Origin of the sequence: Variovorax sp. PAMC 28711, from assembly GCF_001577265.1 — a bacterium.
In the GTDB taxonomy this organism is placed as follows: Bacteria; Pseudomonadota; Gammaproteobacteria; order Burkholderiales; family Burkholderiaceae_C; genus Variovorax.
The window spans coordinates 2,278,892-2,294,190 of the sequence record NZ_CP014517.1; the positions used below are offsets into that span (position 1 = coordinate 2,278,892).

Annotated in this window: 10 protein-coding genes; 7 read left to right on the forward strand and 3 right to left on the reverse strand. The window is 68.6% G+C overall.

What is annotated here, in order from left to right; genetic code table 11:
* The first annotated feature begins 25 nt into the window (after window positions 1-25).
* From AX767_RS11265 to AX767_RS11275, 3 genes are all read left to right on the forward strand, one after another.
* Window positions 26-4,075: a YhdP family protein gene (locus tag AX767_RS11265; protein WP_068631372.1), complete on the forward strand. Its 4,050-nt coding sequence runs from the start codon at window positions 26-28 to the stop codon at window positions 4,073-4,075.
* 73 nt (window positions 4,076-4,148) lie between these two features.
* Entirely contained in the window at window positions 4,149-6,104 is a 1,956-nt protein-coding gene (locus AX767_RS11270; RefSeq protein ID WP_156481126.1) for a two-component system sensor histidine kinase NtrB, read from the forward strand.
* Between the two features lie 23 nt (window positions 6,105-6,127).
* A complete protein-coding gene (locus AX767_RS11275) occupies window positions 6,128-6,751 on the forward strand; it encodes a response regulator transcription factor (RefSeq protein ID WP_068631375.1) in 624 nt (207 codons plus the stop codon).
* A gap of 21 nt (window positions 6,752-6,772) precedes the next feature.
* Here the strand turns inward: AX767_RS11275 and AX767_RS11280 are convergent, their stop codons facing one another.
* From AX767_RS11280 to AX767_RS21595, 3 genes are all read right to left on the reverse strand, one after another.
* On the reverse strand, window positions 6,773-7,312 hold the full coding sequence (locus tag AX767_RS11280; RefSeq protein WP_068631377.1) for an OmpA family protein: 540 nt from the start codon (window positions 7,310-7,312) through the stop codon (window positions 6,773-6,775).
* Window positions 7,313-7,383: 71 nt separating this feature from the next.
* Window positions 7,384-8,037 carry an OmpA family protein gene (locus AX767_RS11285; RefSeq protein WP_068631379.1) on the reverse strand — a complete coding sequence of 218 codons (654 nt, stop codon included), beginning with the start codon at window positions 8,035-8,037 and terminating at the stop codon, window positions 7,384-7,386.
* Window positions 8,038-8,235: 198 nt separating this feature from the next.
* Window positions 8,236-8,391, reverse strand: a complete 156-nt coding sequence (locus AX767_RS21595; RefSeq protein ID WP_168164823.1) for a hypothetical protein — start codon at window positions 8,389-8,391, stop codon at window positions 8,236-8,238.
* Between AX767_RS21595 and mltA the strand changes: the two genes are divergently transcribed.
* From mltA to ltnD, 4 genes are all read left to right on the forward strand, one after another.
* Window positions 8,390-9,532: a murein transglycosylase A gene (gene mltA / locus AX767_RS11290; RefSeq protein WP_068631381.1), complete on the forward strand. Its 1,143-nt coding sequence runs from the start codon at window positions 8,390-8,392 to the stop codon at window positions 9,530-9,532. The genes AX767_RS21595 and mltA overlap by 2 nt on opposite strands.
* 96 nt (window positions 9,533-9,628) lie before the next feature.
* Window positions 9,629-11,704, forward strand: a complete 2,076-nt coding sequence (locus tag AX767_RS11295) for a PhoX family protein (RefSeq protein WP_068631383.1) — start codon at window positions 9,629-9,631, stop codon at window positions 11,702-11,704.
* 17 nt (window positions 11,705-11,721) lie between these two features.
* Entirely contained in the window at window positions 11,722-14,349 is a 2,628-nt protein-coding gene (gene mdeB, locus AX767_RS11300) for an alpha-ketoglutarate dehydrogenase (RefSeq protein WP_068631385.1), read from the forward strand.
* Window positions 14,350-14,410: 61 nt separating this feature from the next.
* The gene (gene ltnD, locus AX767_RS11305; RefSeq protein WP_068631387.1) at window positions 14,411-15,295 is read left to right on the forward strand and encodes an L-threonate dehydrogenase; all 885 of its coding nucleotides are present in this window, start codon (window positions 14,411-14,413) and stop codon (window positions 15,293-15,295) included.
* Window positions 15,296-15,299 lie beyond the last annotated feature (4 nt).

Sequence of the window (15,299 nt, forward strand, 5' to 3'; positions counted from 1 at the left end):
AATTCCTGACACAGCGCGATCCTTCATGAACGACACGGCGTCTTCCCCTTCACGTCTGCTCAAAATCACCGCTGTCACGGCGCGCTGGCTGTTGGGTTTGCTGACGGCCGCGTGGCTGCTTTTCGGGCTGTCAGTCTTTGTCCTACACGGCTGGATTGTGCCGCGAATCGGCGATTTTCGCGGGGCACTGGAAACACAGGCCAGCAAGGTGATCGGCGTGCCGGTGCGCATCGGCTCGATCACCGCGCAATCCAACGGTCTCTTTCCCACTTTCGAGTTGCGCGACGTGGTGCTGCTCGACGCGCAACAGCGCGAGGCGCTGCGGCTGGTGCGCGTGGTTGCCAGCGTGTCGCCGCGATCGATCTGGCGTTACAGCTTCGAGCAGCTCTACATCGAGAGTCCGCAGCTTGAAGTCCGGCTGGACGCCGCGGGCAAGCTGCATGTGGCCGGGCTCGACGTGTCGACCGACACCAGCGGCGAGACGCGCTCCGCCGACTGGTTCTTCGCGCAGCGCGAGTTCGTGATCCGCGGCGGCACCGTGCGCTGGACCGACGAGCGCCGGCAGGTCGAACCGCTGCTGCTCACCGACGTCGAGTTCGTCGCACGCAACGGCGGCCGCCGCCACGCCATGCGCCTGGACGCCACGCCGCCGGCCGGCTGGGGCGATCGTTTCACCCTGCGCGGCCGGTTCCGCCAGCCCCTTTTGTCCGTGCGCACCGGCAACTGGCAGACCTGGAACGGCGAGGTGTATGCCGACCTGCCGCTCATCGACGTGACCCGGCTCGGGCGCTACGTGTCGCTCGACGCCCGCATCCGGCAAGGCAGCGGCGCGGTGCGGCTCTGGGCCGACGTGAAGAACGGCAGGGCGTACGGCGGTGCCGCCGACCTCGGGCTGGCGCGCGTCGACACCTCGCTCGACAAGGGCTTGCAGCCGCTGGTTTTGAGCGCCGTGACCGGGCGCCTTGCCGGACAGCGGGTGGACGAGACGCTCACTTTTTCCACCCGCGATCTGCAGTTCGACACCGCCGACGGCCTGCGCTGGCCAGGCGGAAATTTGTGGCTTCAGCACACACCGGCGCAGGGCCGCACACCCGAACGCGGCGCCTTTCGCGCCGACCGGCTCGACCTCGCCGCGCTGGCGCTGATTGCCGATCGCCTGCCGCTCGGCGACGCCACGCACCGGGCGATCGGTGCCTACGCGCCGCGCGGGCTGCTCGAGCGCATCGACGCGAACTGGCAGGGCTCGCTCGGCGCGCCTGAAAACTACCAGGCCAAGGGCCGCGTCAGCAACTTCCGCGTGGCGTCGCAAGCGGCCGCCACCGGGATCGGCACGCCGGGCTTCAGCGGGGCGACCGCCGATTTCGACGCCAGCCAGACGGGCGGCACCGCCACGGTGTCGATGGCCAAAGGCACGCTCGATCTGCCTGGCGTGTTCGACGAGCCGGTGGTGCCGATCGAGCAACTCACGACCCAGCTGCAATGGAAGATCGACGGCGAGAACGCGCAGCTGCAGGTGTCGAAGGCGCGCTTTTCGAACGCAGATGCCGACGGCGAGGCCGAAGCCACCTGGCGCACCAGCGATCCGGCCACCTCGCGCGGGCGGGCGCGCTATCCCGGCGTGCTGGACCTGCAGGGCAAGCTGACCCGCGCCGACGGCGCGCGCGTGCATCGCTACCTGCCGCTCGAAATCCCGAAAGACGCACGCGACTACGTGCGCGAGGCGGTCAACAAGGGCTCGGCGAGCGTGGTCGACTTTCGCGTCAAGGGCGACCTGCACGACATGCCGTTCATGGACCCGCGCGACGGCGATTTCCGCATCGCGGCCAAGGTCTCCGACGTCACCTACACCTATGTGCCGCCCGTCACGGGCGCGGCCGCCAGAGCCACGCCGCCGCCCCTCCACTGGCCGGCGCTGACCGGCCTTTCGGGCGAACTGGTGTTCGAGCGCGCCGGCATGCTGGTGCGCAACGCGAAGGGGCGCATCGTGGGTGCACCCGGCGTGGAGATCACGCGCGCCGAGGCGTCGATCGCCGACCTCTCGCACGCCAACGCGCTGCTCAAGGTCGATGCGCAGGCCAGGGGCCCGCTCGGTGAAGTGCTGCACGCCGGCGCGCCGCTCGCGGGTGACATTCGGGCCGCCATGTCGCGCGTGCGCGCCACCGGCAACGCCGACTACAGGCTCAAGCTCGACCTGCCGCTTGGCGCCATGGACAAGACGAAGGTGCAGGCCAGCGTGGTCCTGCTCGACAACGAGCTGCAGCTTGCGCCCGAGGCCCCTTCCTTTGCGCAGGCGCGCGGCACGGTCAATTTCACGGAAGCCGGTTTTGCGCTGGCGGGCGTCCAGGCCCGCTGGCTCGGCGGCGAGGTGCGCGTGGAGGGCCGCGGCGCCTACGCGGGCCCGACGCCCGAACTGAGTTTCCGCGCGCAAGGCACGGCCACCGCAGAAGGCCTTCGCGCGGCCCGCGAGGTCGACTGGCTCGCGCGGCTTGCGGCCAAGGCGACCGGCAGCGCGCCCTACACGGCGACCGTGTCGATGCGCGACGGCGTCCCCGAGTTCATGCTGACGAGCAGCCTGCAGGGGCTCGCGCTGCAGCTGCCTGCGCCGGTCGCCAAGACCGCGGAGCAGGCGATGCCGCTGCGCGTCGAGAAGAAGGTGGTGTTGCGCGAAGCACGCGCGGGCCGCCAGCCGCTCGTGCACGACGAGTTGTCGGTCGACCTCGGCAACATCGTGGCCGCGCGCTACGTGCGCGACGTGTCGGGCGACGATGCACGCGTGTTGCGCGGCGCGATCGGCATCGGTCCCGACGCGACCGCATCGACGGTGCTCCCGACCAGCGGCGTGCAGGCCCACATCAACCTGCCGCGGCTCGACCTGACGACCTGGCAGGCGCTCTTCACCGAGACCACCGGCAATGCGCCCGAAGCGGTAGCCAACGCCACCCATGCCGACGACACACTGTCGTACCTGCCGACGCTCCTCGCCGTGCGCGCAGAAGACCTCGTGGTGGCAGGCCGCACGCTGCACAACGTGGTGCTCGGCGGCACCCGCGACGGCACCCTCTGGCGCGCCAACATCGACGCGACCGAACTCAGCGGCTATGCCGAATACCGTCACACCCAGGCGGGCCGGCTGCATGCCCGCCTCGCCCGCCTCAAGATCGCACCGAGCGAGGCGTCGCAGGTCGAGTCGCTGCTCGACGAACAGCCCGACACGCTGCCCGCGCTCGACATCGTGGTCGACGATTTCGAGCTGCTCGGCAAGCGGCTGGGCCGCGCCGAAATCGACGCGGTGAACCGGGGCGGCGCCAATCGCGAGTGGCAGCTCAACAAGCTCAGCTTCACGACGCCCGACGGCACCTTCACCGCGCAGGGCGTGTGGGCCGCGGTGCCTGGGCAGGGCCGCAGCGATCCTCGCCGCACCGCCATGAGCTTCAAGCTCGACATCGTCGATGCGGGCGCGCTGTTGAACCGCTTCGGCATGAAGGACGTGTTGCGGCGTGGGCGCGGTCGGCTGGAGGGCGATGTCGAATGGCACGGCTCGCCCCTGTCGCTCGACTATCCGAGCCTTGGCGGGCAACTCAAGGTCGACGTGCTGCAGGGCCAGTTCCTGAAGGCCGATCCGGGGCTCGCCAAATTGCTCGGCGTGTTGAACCTGCAAGCGCTGCCGCGCCGCCTCACGCTCGATTTTCGCGACGTGTTCAGCCAGGGCTTTGCGTTCGACTTCATCCGCGGCGACGCGCGCATCAAGGACGGCACCGCGGTCACCAACAACCTGCAGATGAAGGGCGTCAACGCCGCGGCGCTGCTCGACGGTTCGGCCGACATCGCCCGCGAAACGCAGAACCTGCGCGTGGTGGTGGTGCCCGAGATCACGGCCGGCACGGCGGCGCTGGTCGCGACCGCGATCAACCCGGCCATCGGCCTGGGCGCGTTCCTTGCGCAATGGGTGCTGAGCAAGCCGCTGTCGGCCGCTGCCACGCAGGAGTTCCAGATCGAAGGCACCTGGACCGACCCCAAGATCACGAAGGTGGCGCGAAGGAGCGCGGCCGACAAGCCGCCGGAGACCCCGCCATGAAAACAGCGCCGTGACGGCGCCTGTCTTCGAGCGCAGCGACTGGCAGCGCTGGTTTCTCTGGCTCTTGCTGGCGATGCTGGTGTCGGCCTTGCTCGTCACCGTCGTGTGGCTGGCGGGCCGGCACGAGGTCGAGCAGGTGCAGGCGGCGCTCGAACGCGACACCGCCGATGCCGTGGCCGACCTGCGCGGCGGCCTGCAGCGCAACGCGCAAAGCCTGCGCGCCCTGCAGGCCGACGGGCTGCAGGACGGGCGCTGGCCACCCGAGGCCGCTGCGCTGATGCGCGCGCACCGCGAGTGGGTGCGCCTCGAATGGCGCAGCCCCGCGCTGCAAACGCTCGCCACGCTCGAGACGCCCTACCGCACCCGCATGTTCGCGGAAGACGTCCGCGGCCCGGACCAGAGCGACGTCGCGCTGGCCTGCGCCGCAGCGCGCAAGCTCGGTGCCCCGGCCTACTCGCCGAGCCACTACGTCCCGCTGCGCGAAGGCGGCGGCCTGGAGCTGATGGAGCTGTGCGTGCCGATCGGCGGCGGCGGCTACCTGGTCGCGACCTACTCGCTGCGCGACGTGCTGGTCGAACTGCTCGGCCCCTCGCTGGCGCGTGGCCAGGAGGTGGCCTTCGCCGAGCCGGACGGCACGCGGCTGGCCGTCATCGGCGTGCAGCGCCGGGCCGGCACGCGCGTCTTCACTGCGCAGCAACTGGTCGACCTGCCCGGCGTCACCGTGCTGCTGCGCGTGGACGGCTGGCGCGCCGCGCCCGACCTGTTTCCCAATCTGTTGACCGGCCTGGTCACGGCGATATCGATTGCGCTCGTGTCGGTGCTGGTGCTGCTCGCGCGCGACACGCGGCGCCGGCTGCGCGCCGAGCGCGAGCTGGCCGACACGCTGGCCTTTCGCAAGGCGATGGAAGACTCGGTGATCACCGGCCTGCGCGCACGCGACTTGCACGGGCGCATCACTTATGTGAATCCGGCGTTCTGCGACATGGTCGGCTTCAGCGCCGAGGAGCTCATGACCGATGCGTCCGGCGCACCATACTGGCCGACCGAGCTGGCTCACGAATACCGGCAACGCCAGGCCTTGCGGCTGGCCGGTGGCATGCCGCCGCGGGAAGGTTTCGAGTCGGTCTTCATGCGCAAGGACGGCTCGCGTTTTCCGGTGTTGATCTTCGAGGCGCCCTTGCGCAACGCGCAGCGCGTGCAGACCGGCTGGATGAGCGCCTTCATCGATGTGAGCGAGCAGCGCCGCGTGGAGGAGCTGTCGCGCGCCAGCCAGGAGCGCCTGCAGGCCAGCGCGCGGCTCGCAACCGTCGGCGAAATGGCATCGCTGCTGAGCCACGAACTGACGCAGCCGCTCGCTGCCATCGCGAGCTACGCCAGCGGGTCGCTCAACCTTCTGGAAGACGGACAGGACGGCGCCTCTGCACCGGTGAACCCGGTGAATGCCGAGGTGGCGATGGCCGTGCGCCGCATCGCCGAGCAGGCCGACCGCGCGGGCAAGGTGATCCGCAGCGTGCACGACTTCGTGCGCCGGCGCGACCGCACGCGCGAAGCGGTCGCGCCGCGCGCGCTGCTCGACGCCGTGCTGCCGCTGGTGCAACTGCAGGCGCGCAAGCTGGGCGTGCGCATCGACACGGTGCTGGAGACGCCGCTGCCCGCCGTGCTGTGCGACCGCACGCTGGTCGAGCAGGTGCTGCTCAACCTGGCGCGCAACGCGATGCAGGCGATGGACGTGCCCGAGTTCACCGATCGCGTGCTGCAGCTGCGCGTGGCGCATGCCAGCAGCCCGAGCAGCGGCCGCGCGGCCGAGGCGCGCCGGTGGGTCGAGTTTTCGGTGACCGATGTCGGCATCGGGATCAGCGACGAGGTGCAGCGGCGACTCTTCACCCCGTTCTTCACCACACGCGCCGATGGCATGGGACTCGGCCTGAGCCTGTGCCGCACCGTGGTCGAGCAGCACGGCGGCGCGCTCATGTTCGCGCCCAATCGGCCGTGCGGTACGGTGTTTCGGTTCACCCTGCCCGCGGGCTGAAAAAAGCGCGCAAGAATCGCCGCATGCAACCGCTCATTGATGCCCTGATCTTCATCGTCGACGACGACGCGAGCGTGCGCGAGGCGCTGGCCTGGCTGCTGCGCTCGCGCCGTCTGGACAGCGAACACTTCGCCAGCGCCGCGGCGTTCGAGGAGCGGCTCGATGCGTCGCCCCTGCCCGACCGGCCGCGCTGCCTGCTGCTCGACGTGCGCATGCCGGGCACCAGCGGCCTGGTGCTGTTCGACCGGCTGGCCGAACGCGGGTTGCTCACGGCGATGCCGGTGATCTTCCTGACCGGGCATGCCGATGTGCCGACCGCGGTGGAAGCGGTCAAGCGCGGCGCTTTCGATTTTTGCGAGAAGCCGTTCTCGGACAACGCACTCGTCGACCGCATCGAGCATGCGCTGGGCGTGTCGTTGCGTGCGCTCGCGCTGCAACGCCGGCGGCGCGAACTGAACGGACGGATCGCCGAACTCACGGAGCGCGAGCGCGACGTGATGCGGCTCGTGATCGAGGGCCTGCCGAACAAGCTGATCGCCGATCAGTTGTCGATCAGCGTGCGCACGGTGGAAGTCCACCGCGCGCGCGTGTTCGAAAAGATGGACGTCAAGTCGGCCGTTGAACTCGCCAATCTCCTGCGCGAATGAGGCGACCGGCCGACGCGCCCCTTACTGCTTTTCGCTGACGAAGATTTCGATGCGGCGGTTCTGCGCGCGGCCTGCAGCCGTGCCGTTGTCCGCGACCGGCTCGCGCTCGCCGCGGCCTTCGGTCTGGACCGTGGCGGGTGCCACGCCCTTGGCGACCAGATGGTCGCGCGTGCTCTCGGCACGGGCGACCGAAAGGCGCTCGTTGTTCTTCTCTCCGCCCGTGCTGTCGGTGTGGCCGATGACGACCACCGAGGCGGTCGTCGCGCCGCGAAGGCCGTCAGCGATCCGGTCCAGCACCTGGGCCAGGTTGCGCTTCACGGTGGAGCGACCCACGTCGAACGACAGCTCGTCCGGGATCACGACCTTCAGCAGGTTGTCGGGTGTTTTCTGGATGGCGACGCCAGAGCCCTGGGTGGCAGCCTCCAGGTCGAGCTTCAGCTTGGCGAGCCGTTGCGTCCAGCTGTTGGTGTGGACGACCGCGGCCGGTGGCGGTGGCGGGCTGGAACAGGCGGTGACGCCGAACGTGGCGACCACCACCGCCGCAGCGATGAACTTTCTCATGACTCTCTCCCTGATTGAAACGAAACGGAAAATGCTGATCTGACGTCAGCTTCTCTGAAAAGACCAGCGCATCAGCTCTGTGGACGCTCGCCCACGTAGATCTCGATGCGACGGTTCTGTGCGCGGCCGGCATCGGTGCCGTTGTTGGCGACCGGTTCGCGCGAGCCGCGGCCGTCGATCTGGATCGCGCTCGAGCGCACGCCGCGGGCGATCAGGTAGTCGCGCGTGCTGGCAGCGCGTTCGACCGACAGCGGGTTGTTGATGGCGTCGGTGCCGGTGTTGTCGGTGTGGCCAATGATGCGCACTTCGGCGGCTGCGTTGTTGCGCAGGCCGTTGGCGAACTGGTCGAGCACCGGTGCCAGCGCAGGCTTGATGGCGGCGCGGCCGGTGTCGAAGCCGGCGTCGCTCGGGATCGCGAGCTTGAGTTCGTTGTTGGCGGTCTGGGTCACGGCGATGCCGGTGCCCTGCGTGGCCTGTTCCATCTGGCGCTTTTGCGATTCCATGCGCTGCGACCACAGGTAGCCGCCGAGTGCGCCGGCGGCTGCACCGACGCCGGCGCCGATGGCGGCAGTGCGGCTGTTGCCGGTGGCCGCACCGATGGCGGCGCCACCCAGTGCACCCACGCCGGCGCCCATGCCGGTGGTGCGTTGCGTGTCGGTCATGCCGCCGGCGCAGCCGGTGAGGAGGACGGCCAATGCGCAGCTGGAGAGGACGAGTTTTTTCATGGTGATTCCCTTCGAGGTTGAGACAGGTGGACGGTCATTATCCCGGTCGAATCGGGCGCTCCCCGCGTGCCGCCACTTGACGGGTTGCCTAGGAAAACTGTCTGCAGCGCCCACGCACAGGGCAAACTTTGCTATCGAATCAATAGCAATCGGCGGCTTGTCCCACAGCGCACCGTGCCGACCGATTACGTGCGGAATTCACGATTCGGGCGGCTTGTCTCGGGGTCGGCGCGGGGCGTCTCCTTCCGGGTCGTCCGGCAGCTCCCCGCCCTTGCGTCCCGAGAACATGGTCCACCAGATGATGAGGACAAACAGCACGCCTGCCAGAAGGGCTTCAAGCAAAATCAGACCCATGAAAAAAGGACTCCTGTGGCGGCTGGTCGGGCCCGCGATCGTAGTGGCTACGCTGGCCGGCTGCTCTTTCGGCCCGCGCGTGCCTGATGCCCCCCCGACGACCCCGGGCATCAGCCTGCCGCCCGTGCTGGGTCCGTTGACCGGATCGCTCGCGCATCCCAAGAGCCGCTGGGTGCCGGTGAACTGGTCGGAGTTGCCGGGTTTCGGCGCCGATCCGCTGCATGAAGGGTGGGTCGCGCTGATCACCAGTTGCGCGCGCCCGAACGCCGCCTTCGCGCCGTTGTGCCAGGACGTTCGACGCCTCGCCATCGCCGATGGCGACACGCAACGCCAGTGGCTCGCCGACCGCTTGCAGCCCTATCGCATCGAATCGCTCACCGGCCAGAGCGACGGCCAGCTGACCAGCTACTACGAGCCGGTGTATGACGCGGCCCGTCGCCCCAGCGCGCAGTTCAGCGTGCCGCTCTATGCGGTGCCGGCCGGCTTTGCGGCGCGCAAGCCCTGGTTCACCCGCCAGCAGATCGAGACACTGCCCGAAGCGCAGGCCGCGTTGCGGGGTCGCGAGATCGCCTGGCTGGCCGACCCCATCGACGCCATGATGTTGCACATCCAGGGCTCGGGCCGCTTGCGCATCACCGATGACGCCGGCGTGCAGCGCACGGTGCGCGTCGCCTTTGCGGGCACCAACGACCAGCCTTATCGGAGCATCCAGCAATGGCTGCTGAGCCAAGGCGTGACGAAGATCAACCCATGGCCCGATGCCACCAAGGAATGGGCTGCGCAGAACCCGCAGCGTGTGCCGCAACTGATGTGGAGCAACCCGCGCTACGTGTTCTTCCGCGAAGAGGCGCTCGACGAGGTCGACGCCTCGGCCGGCCCGCGCGGCGCGCAGGGCGTGCCGCTCACGCCGGGCCGCTCGATCGCCGTTGACCGCGACAGCATCCCGTACGGCACGCCTGTCTGGCTCGCGTCGAACGGGCCGACGGTGCAGCTGCAGAAGCTGGTGGTGGCGCAAGACACCGGCAAGGCGATCACCGGTGCGGTGCGGGCCGACTACTTCGCCGGCACCGGACTGGAAGCCGGGCGCATCGCGGCCGCGGTGAACCAACCGCTGCGGCTGTGGGCGCTCTGGCCGAAGTAACGCGCGACTGTCATTGAACGGTCATGCGGTTGGCATGACCGTGTCATCGGCGGTTTTCAAGATGCCGGGTTGTTTCCAACCCCACGAAGAAAACCAATGTCCGACTCCACCGCGTTCCGCGCCTCGCGCCGCCAGGCACTCAAGCTCTTTTCCGCTCCTCTGCTGCCGCTCGGTGGCGCCGCGCTGCTGACCGCATGCGGCGGCGGCGGTAGCGGCGGGGGCTTTCCGATCGTCGGCGGTGCCGTGACGCCTGCCCCGGCCCCTGTACCCGGTGCTGCCCCGGCACCCGCGCCAGCACCGGCTGCGGCCAACTATGTGTCGGCCACTTTCACCGGCATGGCCGCACCCACTCTGGCCACGCCCGCTGCGATGGCGACGACCACCGTGGGCTCGATGCTGAAGATCGCCTACGACGACGGCAGCGCGACCGACTTCAAGCTGGCCTACCAGCCCTTCTTCGTGACCGGCGACCTCGTGCCCGACGGCAAGGGAGGCACTGTCCTGGCGGGCGGCTACGTCGATGCGTACAACCAGCCCATCGTCGACGCTTCCGTCGCCGGCAAGGAGCGGCAGTTCTTCTCGGATTCGCCGGACGGCACCTCGCTGCTCGCCCTCGCGAACCCGACGGTGGGCGGCCTCAAGGGCAAGGCCGTGTTCGCGGTCGTGCAGTTCGAATACACCACGCGCGACCAGGCCGGCAACAGCACCTACGGCACGCTGCCGTCGCCCATCGCAGTGCTCACGCTCGACCAGGACCCCACCACCGGCAAGCTCAGCCTGGTGAAGTACCACAACGTCGACATGTCGTCTGCACACGGCCTGTGGATCACCTGCGGCGCGAGCCTGTCGCCGTGGAACACGCACCTCTCGAGCGAAGAGTACGAACCCGACGCCTACACGGCCGCCACCAACACGATGTTCCGCGCCTACAGCAGGAACGTGTTCGGCAGCGAGACCGTCGCCAACCCGTACCACTACGGCCACCTGCCCGAGATCACGGTCAATCCGGACGGCACCGGCAGCGTGAAGAAGCACTACTGCATGGGCCGCATCTCGCACGAGCTGATCCAGGTCATGCCCGACATGCGCACCGCCATCATGGGCGACGACTACACCAACGGCGGCTTCTTCATGTTCGTCGCCGACAAGGCGAAAGACCTGTCGGCCGGCACGCTGTATGCAGCGCGCTACGACGCCGGCTACTCCATCGATCCGGCCGCCGCCGCCACGAAGATGTCGTGGATCAAGCTCGGCCACGCGACCAGCGCCGAGATCGAGAAGCTGGCCAACACGCTCAAGGCCACCGACATCCTCGACGTGGTCTACGCGGTGCAGAACGGCACGGCCGATGCCACGCCGCTGACGCCCGTCACGCCGGTCGATTCGAGCTACACGCTGATGTACTGCGACGGCAAGGCCAACTGGGTTCGCGTGAAGGCGGGCATGGACAAGGCCGCCGCGTTCCTCGAGACGCACCGCTACGCCAACCTGAAGGGCGCGAGCATGGCCTTCACCAAGATGGAAGGCACGACGGTCAACATCAAGGACAAGGTCGCGTACTCCGCGCTGCAGAACATCCAGGACTCGATGGTCAGCGGCGGCAAGGGCTGGACTGCGGGCACCAACATCGCGCTGCCCAAGAAGCTCACCGCCGGCGGCGTGATGGCGCACAACCTGGTCGGCGGCCTCAAGGACAGCGACGGTGCCGCGATCGACAGCGAATGGGTGCCGGCACAGACCCGCGCGCTGATCGTGGGCGAAGACATCACCGCCGACGCGCTGGGCAATACCTCGAATCCCGACAAGATCGGCAACCCCGACAACCTCAAATTCTCGGAGAAGATGCGCACGCTCTTCATCGGCGAGGACAGCAGCAGCCACGTCAACAACTTTCTCTGGGCCTACAACGTCGACACCAAGGCGCTCGCGCGCGTGATGTCGATTCCGGCCGGCGGCGAATCGACCGGCCTGCATGCGGTCGACGAGCTCAACGGCTGGACTTACATCATGAGCAACTTCCAGCATGCGGGCGACTGGGGCAGCATCCATGGCAAGGTGCAGGCCACGCTCGATCCGCTGGTGCGCGCGAACTACAAGGACCGCTTCGGTTCGGCCGTGGGCTATCTCACGGCGGACCCGGTGCAGCCCTCCCTGGGCACCAAGAAAGCCTGACGCTCTACAGTGGGCGGATGAACGCCCACTCTGCCCCGCACCTCGTCGCCCTGGCCGACGCCGTCGACCCCGACCCGCAAGAAACCACCGAGTGGCGCGACGCCTTCGCGGCGCTGGTCGCGGCCAACGGCCCGGTGCGGGCGCGCCAGATCCTCGACGCGCTGGCCGAGTCGGCGCGCACGCATCGCATCGGTTGGCAGCCCGCGCTCTGCACGCCTTACGTCAACACCATCGCGGTCGACGCGCAGCCCGCCTTTCCCGGTGACCTCGCCATGGAAGAGCGGCTCGCGTCGCTCATGCGCTGGAACGCGCTCGCGATGGTGGTGCGCGCCAACCATTCCTACGGCGAACTCGGCGGCCACATCGCGAGCTACGCGAGCGCGGCCGACCTGTTCGAAACCGGCTTCAATCATTTCTTTCACGCACGCAGCGATGCGCACCGCGGCGACCTCGTGTTCTTCCAGCCGCACAGCGCGCCGGGTGTCTACGCTCGGGCGTTCCTCGAGGGCCGATTGAGCGAAGACGATCTTTCGCACTATCGCCAGGAGCTCACCGCGCCGGCCTTCACGCGGGGCAGCGGCGCGCGCGGCCTGTCGAGCTACCCGCATCCGTACCTGATGCCGGATTTCTGGCAGTTCCCGACCGGCTCGATGGGCATCGGCCCGATCAGTTCGATCTACCACGCGCGCTTCATGCGTTACCTCACCGACCGGCAGCTGCTCGACTGCAGCCCGCGCAAGGTGTGGGGCGTGTTCGGCGACGGCGAGATGGACGAGCCCGAATCGATGAGCGCGCTGACCCTGGCCGCGCGCGAGAAGCTCGACAACCTGGTGTGGGTCGTCAACTGCAACCTGCAGCGCCTCGATGGCCCGGTGCGCGGCAACGGCCGCATCATCGACGAGCTCGAAAAGCTCTTTGCGGGCGCTGGCTGGAACGTGGTCAAGCTGGTGTGGGGCAGCGACTGGGACGGCCTCTTCGCGCGCGACACCACGGGTGCCTTGGCGCGCGCCTTCGCCAACACCGTCGACGGCCAGATGCAGACCTTCGCCGCGAAAGACGGTCGCTTCAACCGGGACACCTTCTTTGGCCAGGACGACGAACTGAAGAAGCTTGCGCAGGGCATGACCGACGAACAAATTGACCGGCTCAAGCGCGGCGGCCACGACCTGGTGAAGATCCATGCCGCCTACGCTGCGGCCGCCGCGCACGTCGGCCAGCCGACCGTCATCCTCGCCCACACCAAGAAGGGCTACGGCATGGGTGCGGGCCAGGGAAAGATGACGACGCACTCGCACAAGAAGTTCGAGAGCGCCGACCTCATCGGATTTCGCAACCGCTTCAACCTGCCGCTCACCGACGCGCAGGCCACCTCGCTCGCCTTCTACAAGCCGGCCGAAGACAGCGCGGAGATGAAGTACCTGAAAGACCATCGCACCGCGCTCGGCGGTTCGATGCCGCGGCGCGAAACCGCGTGCGAGGTCGTGCCGGTGCCCGACATCGGGGCCTACGCGCAGTTCGCGCTGGCCGCCGACGGCAAGGACATGAGCACGACCATGGCGTTCGTGCGCATCCTCGGCGCGCTGCTGAAAGACCAGGCGCTCGGCCCGCGCGTGGTGCCCATCGTGGCCGACGAGGCGCGCACCTTCGGCATGGCGAACCTCTTCAAGCAGGTCGGCATCTATTCGAGCGTGGGCCAGCGCTACGCGCCGGAAGACATCGACACCATCCTCAGTTACCGCGAGGCAACCGACGGGCAGATCCTCGAAGAAGGCATCAGCGAGGCCGGCGCCATCGCGAGCTGGACGGCCGCTGCCACCAGCTACAGCGTGCACGGCCTCGCGATGCTGCCGTTCTATATCTACTACTCGATGTTCGGCTTCCAGCGCGTGGGCGACCAGATCTGGGCCGCGGCCGACCAGCGCGCACGCGGCTTTTTGCTCGGCGCGACCTCGGGCCGCACCACGCTCGGCGGCGAAGGCCTGCAGCACCAGGACGGCACCAGCCATCTGGTGGCCGCGACCATCCCGAACTGCAAGGCTTACGACCCCGCCTTCGCGGGCGAGATGGCAGTGATCGTCGACGCCGGCATGCGCGAAATGCTGGTCGAGCAGAAGGACGTCTTCTATTACGTCACCCTCATGAACGAGAACTACGCGCAGCCGAGCTTGCCGCTCGAAGCGCATGCCGACGTGCTGCGCGGTTGCTATCGGTTCGGGCGCTACGGCGACGCGATGGGCGCCGCCGTAGTCACGCTCCTGGGGTCGGGCGCGATCTTCACCGAGGTGGTCAAGGCGGCCCAGCAGCTTGCGGCCGAGGGCGTCGCGGTCGACGTGTTCAGCGTCACCAGCTGGAGCGAACTCGCGCGCGACGGGGCGGCCTCCGAGCAGGCCGCGTTGCGCCGCGAGCCGGCGTCCAATCCCTTCGTCGCCCAGCAGCTCGCCGCCAGTGCCGGCCCCATCGTCGCCGCCACCGACTACGTGCGCGCCGTGCCCGAGAGCATTCGCGCGTACCTGCCCGAAGGTCGGCGCTATCTCACGCTGGGCACCGACGGCTTCGGGCGCAGCGACACGCGGGCCGCATTGCGCGATTTCTTCGGCGTCGACGCGGTGGCCATCGTGCGTGCGGCGCGCCACGCGATGCGCTGAAACCCTGAGTCGGCCGCGCCGGCTTTGCGCGATCATGGGTGTCCACTTTCGAAGGACCACGATGACGTTGACCGTTGGATTGATCGGCCTCGGTGCCATGGGCAACGGCATGGCGCAGTCGCTGCGCCGCAGCGGTCATGCGCCGCATGTATTCGATGTGCGCACGGAGGTGGCCGACGCCTTCGCGCGCGACGGCGGCACCGCGTGCGCATCACTGGCCGAACTCGGCGCGGCCTGCGACGTGGTCGTGTCGGTGGTCGTGAATGCCGCGCAGACGGAAGTCGTGCTCGACGAGATCGCGCCCGCGATGCGGTCGGGGAGCGTGTTCGTGATGTGCTCGACGGTCGACCCGAACGTGTCGATCGCGTTCGAAAAGCGGCTTGCCGGCATGGGCCTGCTGTACATCGATGCGCCCATCTCGGGCGGCGCCGCCAAGGCCGCGAGCGGCGAGATGACGATGATGACGGCGGCCACGCCGGCGGCGTACGCGAAGGTTGGCAGCGTGCTCGAAGACATGGCCGGCAAGGTCTACCGCCTTGGCGACCAGGCCGGCGCGGGCAGCAAGGTCAAGGTCATCAACCAGCTGCTGGCCGGCGTGCACATCGCCGCCGCCGCCGAGGCGATGGCGCTGGGCCTGCGCGAAGGCGTCGACGCCGCGGCGCTCTACGACGTCATCACGCACAGCGCGGGCAACAGCTGGATGTTCGAGAACCGCATGGCGCACGTGCTGGCCGCCGACTACACGCCGCTCTCAGCCGTCGACATCTTCGTGAAGGACCTGGGCCTTGTGCTCGACATGGCGCGCGCCAGCAAGTTTCCGCTGCCGCTGTCGTCGACCGCGCACCAGATGTTTATGCAGGCCTCGACCGCCGGCTTCGCCAAGGAAGACGACAGCGCGGTCATCAAGATCTTTCCGGGCATCGAGCTGCCGCAGAAAAAGGCGTAGGCGC

What these genes read in the sequence shown, in the direction of transcription:
- AX767_RS11265 (WP_068631372.1), top strand. Translation starts at nt 26, where the DNA reads ATGAACGACACGGCGTCTTCCCCTTCACGTCTGCTCAAAATCACCGCT.
- AX767_RS11270 (WP_156481126.1), top strand. Translation starts at nt 4,149, where the DNA reads ATGCTGGTGTCGGCCTTGCTCGTCACCGTCGTGTGGCTGGCGGGCCGG.
- AX767_RS11275 (WP_068631375.1), top strand. Translation starts at nt 6,128, where the DNA reads ATGCAACCGCTCATTGATGCCCTGATCTTCATCGTCGACGACGACGCG.
- AX767_RS11280 (WP_068631377.1), bottom strand. Translation starts at nt 7,312, where the DNA reads ATGAGAAAGTTCATCGCTGCGGCGGTGGTGGTCGCCACGTTCGGCGTC.
- AX767_RS11285 (WP_068631379.1), bottom strand. Translation starts at nt 8,037, where the DNA reads ATGAAAAAACTCGTCCTCTCCAGCTGCGCATTGGCCGTCCTCCTCACC.
- mltA (WP_068631381.1), top strand. Translation starts at nt 8,390, where the DNA reads ATGAAAAAAGGACTCCTGTGGCGGCTGGTCGGGCCCGCGATCGTAGTG.
- AX767_RS21595 (WP_168164823.1), bottom strand. Translation starts at nt 8,391, where the DNA reads ATGGGTCTGATTTTGCTTGAAGCCCTTCTGGCAGGCGTGCTGTTTGTC.
- AX767_RS11295 (WP_068631383.1), top strand. Translation starts at nt 9,629, where the DNA reads ATGTCCGACTCCACCGCGTTCCGCGCCTCGCGCCGCCAGGCACTCAAG.
- mdeB (WP_068631385.1), top strand. Translation starts at nt 11,722, where the DNA reads ATGAACGCCCACTCTGCCCCGCACCTCGTCGCCCTGGCCGACGCCGTC.
- ltnD (WP_068631387.1), top strand. Translation starts at nt 14,411, where the DNA reads ATGACGTTGACCGTTGGATTGATCGGCCTCGGTGCCATGGGCAACGGC.